This window comes from Actinoplanes sp. NPDC048791 (genome assembly GCF_040650095.1).
Lineage (GTDB): Bacteria > Actinomycetota > Actinomycetes > Mycobacteriales > Micromonosporaceae > Actinoplanes.
The window spans coordinates 1-3466 of record NZ_JBEZGQ010000888.1 but is presented as its reverse complement, the minus strand read 5'-3'; the positions used below and the strand labels follow the sequence as shown (position 1 = coordinate 3466).

The following is a 3466-nucleotide window of genomic DNA, read 5'->3' as shown; positions in this document are numbered from 1 at the left end:
CGTGGAACGGGCTGCCCGGCCCCTTCGGAGCCGGCCCCGGAGCGGTTGCGGGAGATCATCGAGGCGGTGCTGGAGGCGTTCACGGACCAGGCCCTGCAGCTGATGTTCCGGCCGGGTTCCGGGCCGCCGGACGCCGCGGCGCCGAAGGGGCCGGGCAGCCCGTTCCACGCGATCGTGGTGGAGGTGGAGAACGTCGTGCGGGACGGCATCACCCGCGGTGAGTTCCGCGACGTCGGCGACGTACCCCTGGCGGTGGAGCTGTTGTCCGGCGTCATGCGCGCGGGCGCCGAACGCCTCGGCCGGGATCCGGCCGCCTTGGCGGCCACGGTCCGGATGGCGCGGGAGATCATCCTCTCCTCGCTGGCGCGCGCGGAGTGAGCGGTCAAAGGGCCTGGAGGTACGGGGATTCCGTCAGGCACGTGGTGAGGGTGTCCAGCTCGGACCGGGTGTAGCCGAGGAAGTAGATCGCCCGGAGCCCGGTCGTGGCCCGTCCGCTCAGATGATCGATCGCGGCGGTGATCATGGCGGTCGCGGTGGCCTGCGGGTCCCCGTGCCCGCTGCCCACGCCGAGCAGCGGGAGGACGATGCTGGTGACGTCGAGGGTCTCGGCCAGCGCCAGGGCGTTGGTCACGCACACACCGACGTTGCGGACCTGACGGAAGCCGGCCCCCGGCTCGCCCTGGACCGAGGCGACGTGGATGATCGCCCGGACGTGGTGGCTGTCCGCCAGCGAGCCCGAGCCGGTGACGAACGCGGCCCCGGGCATGACCGGCCGGCGGCTGCCCACCTGCTCGGCCAGCTGGCGGGCGATGGTGTCGTCGACGATCCGGCCGCCGCCGTCGCGGCGCGCACCCCAGTAGCGGACGATGCCCGAGATCGTGAACTCGGCCGCCCGGGACATCTCCATGTCGGTGTTCTCGCTGCTCACCCAGGCATCGGCGAAGCGCACGCGGCGGATGCTGCCGGCCACCGCACCGAGCCGGCAGGGCGATCGGTGCGCCGGTGCGAGGGCGAACATGCGCGGCTCGTCCGCTTCCGCCTCGGCGGTGGATTCGTCGTCGGCGCGCTTGGTGAGCGGCTCCCGGCGCAGCACGGCCAGCGCGAAGCGGGCCGCGGCCTCACTCGCGTACTCCTGCCAGGCGTCGTCCTTGTCCTGATCGGCCAGATCGCTGACCGCCTTGATCAGCAGGAAACCGGCGCCGCTGCGGTAGGAGGCCGTGGCGACGCCCAGGCCCTCCATCTCGACACCCACTGTGTTCGGCCAGGCGCGGCTCAGCCGGGCCAGCTCCCGCCCGTCGGCGATCACCTTCTCACCACTGAGGACCGTGCCGAGATGCGACCGGGGTGGCGCCGGGCTCCCGCCAGGACGGTCCGCGTCGATGAACGGCGCCCATTCGCCCGGCTCCACCTCCCGCGCCGCGGCCAGCAGCGCGAAGTCGGGCCGGTGCACGTCGGGCCGCCGGTGCAGGCCTGCCTTGTCGTGGCGGCCGGGCTCGTAGCCGACGACGGTGTCGGCCACCAGCACGTCGCCCAGCGCCAGGCCCGACGTCGTCGGCGCCCCGCCGGCGATGCCCAGCAGCAGCACGGCAGCCGGGCGCAGAGTGTCGATGAGCTGCTGCGTCCCGGCCGCGGCGCCGGTGTTGCCCATGCCGGCCAGGCACCGCGCGACCACCCGGTACGGTCCGACCCGGGTCACGCCGCCGAGCGCCCGCAGCACGGCCCGGTGCTCGACGGGCAGCGCGGTGAGCAGGACCACGTCCGCCGCTCGTGGACTTGACACCCCTCTACCGTGCCACGCGCCGATAGAATCTCCACCCATGGCGCCTACGCCCGTCGATGCCGTGCGCGGCCGCCTCCAGCGCCGGGCCGGCGGCCCGTGACATGCCCGGCGACGGCGGGTTGACGGCGCTCAGCGACCGGATCAAGGCGTTCCTCACCGGCGACCGGGAGGCGGTCACCTCGGAGCAGGCACTGGCCGACGCGCACCTGGTCGTGCGGGCTCTCCACGACCGGACGGTCGCACCGGCGGAGGTCGGCCGCGCGCTCTACCTGGTGGCCTCGTTGCACTGGTCCCGGTATCTGGTGCTGCCGCCGGGCGAGCGAGAACCCGAGTACCTCGTGGCCAAGCAGTTCTTCGGCTACATCGCCACGGCCTCACCCGAGCGGGTGCCCCGGCCACTGTGGCCCGAGCTCGGTCTGGAACCGTCAGGTGACACCGACGACGGAGAAGCCAGGATCGCGGCCCTGGCCCGGTCGGGCGCCGCACTGGCCGCCCGTTTCCGGCACCGGCCGCAGCCGGGCGACGCCGAGGCCGCCGTGACCGCGTACCGGGAGGCGGTCGCCCTGGCCCGCGCCGCGAACGACCCCCAGACCCCCGTGCTGGTCGCGAACCTCGCCGGGAGCCTGCTGCTGCGCGGATTCGCCGACCTGGCTGTGCTCGACGAGATCATCTCGATGATCGACGAAGCGCTGCCCGGCGCCGACGAGCGCGGCACCGACGTCCTGCTGTCCAACCTGGCGATCGCGCTGCGGCAACGTTTCCAGCTGCGGCAGCAGCACGACGATCTCCTGCGGGCGGCGGACGCCTGCGAGCGGCGGGCCCGGCTGCAGCGGGGTGCGGGATCCGCCCGCGCCAACGCCCTCGCGACGCTGGCGGCGGTGCTGGGCACGCTCTTCGAGGTGGACGGCCGGCCGGAGGATCTCACCGCCGCGGTCGCCGCGGCACGGGAGGCCGTCGCCGCGCGGGATCCGGACCGGATGAGCCGGGCGGGCCACCTCACCAACCTCGGCAACCTGCTGCGGATCCGCTACGAGCATTACCGGTCCCGCGACGATCTGGACGAGGCGGTCGCGGTCTGCGCCGAGGCGCTCGCCCTCGCGCCCGATCGCCGGCAGGTGGCCGCCATGTGGTCCAACTCCAGTGCGGCCCTGCGCGAGCGGTTCCGGCTGGCGCGCGACCCGGCGGATCTGACGGCGGCCATCGACGCGGCCCGCCACGGCGTCGACGCGGCGCCTCCGGGCGATCCGTACTTCGCCCCGAACGCCATCCATCTCGGCTGTGCGCTGCTCGACCGGCATTTCCTCGCGGGCCCAGGGGAGGGCGGTCAGCTCGGCGGCGAGGCGCCGGCCGACGTCCGGGAGGCGGTCCGCATGCTGCGGGCCGCCCTCGAGGAGCTGCCGCCGGAACACCGCTTCCGCGGCCCGGCGTCGGTCAATCTGGGCGTCGGCCTGCGCACTCTTTTCGAGGGTACGGGTGACCGCGCCGCGCTGGACGCCGCGGTGCTCGCCGGACGAGCCGGCCACCTTTCCGTACGCGACGACGATCCGTCCCGGGCCCTCGACGCCCTGAACCTGGCCCAGTCGCTGCGGGCCCGGGTCGGGGCGGCGGGGGGGGGGCGCGACGCGCGGGGAGCCGCGGCGCGGTTGCGGGGAGCCGGCGGAGCGGGCACCGCCCCGGCGCGGGGGC

Annotated in this window: 2 protein-coding genes and 1 pseudogene; 2 read left to right on the top strand and 1 reads right to left on the bottom strand. The window is 74.8% G+C overall.

Translation table 11 applies throughout. From position 1 onward, the window contains the following. A pseudogene (locus tag AB0C29_RS39130) lies at positions 1–378 on the top strand (TetR/AcrR family transcriptional regulator); the annotation flags it as partial. Between the two features lie 4 nt (positions 379–382). Here AB0C29_RS39130 and AB0C29_RS39125 read toward each other — a convergent pair. Then, a complete protein-coding gene (locus tag AB0C29_RS39125) occupies positions 383–1780 on the bottom strand; it encodes a macro domain-containing protein (RefSeq protein ID WP_360831630.1) in 1398 nt (465 codons plus the stop codon). A 56-nt stretch (positions 1781–1836) separates the two neighbouring features. Between AB0C29_RS39125 and AB0C29_RS39120 the strand changes: the two genes are divergently transcribed. Continuing rightward, on the top strand, positions 1837–3466 hold a 1630-nt coding region (locus tag AB0C29_RS39120; protein WP_360831627.1), incomplete at its 3' end, for a hypothetical protein.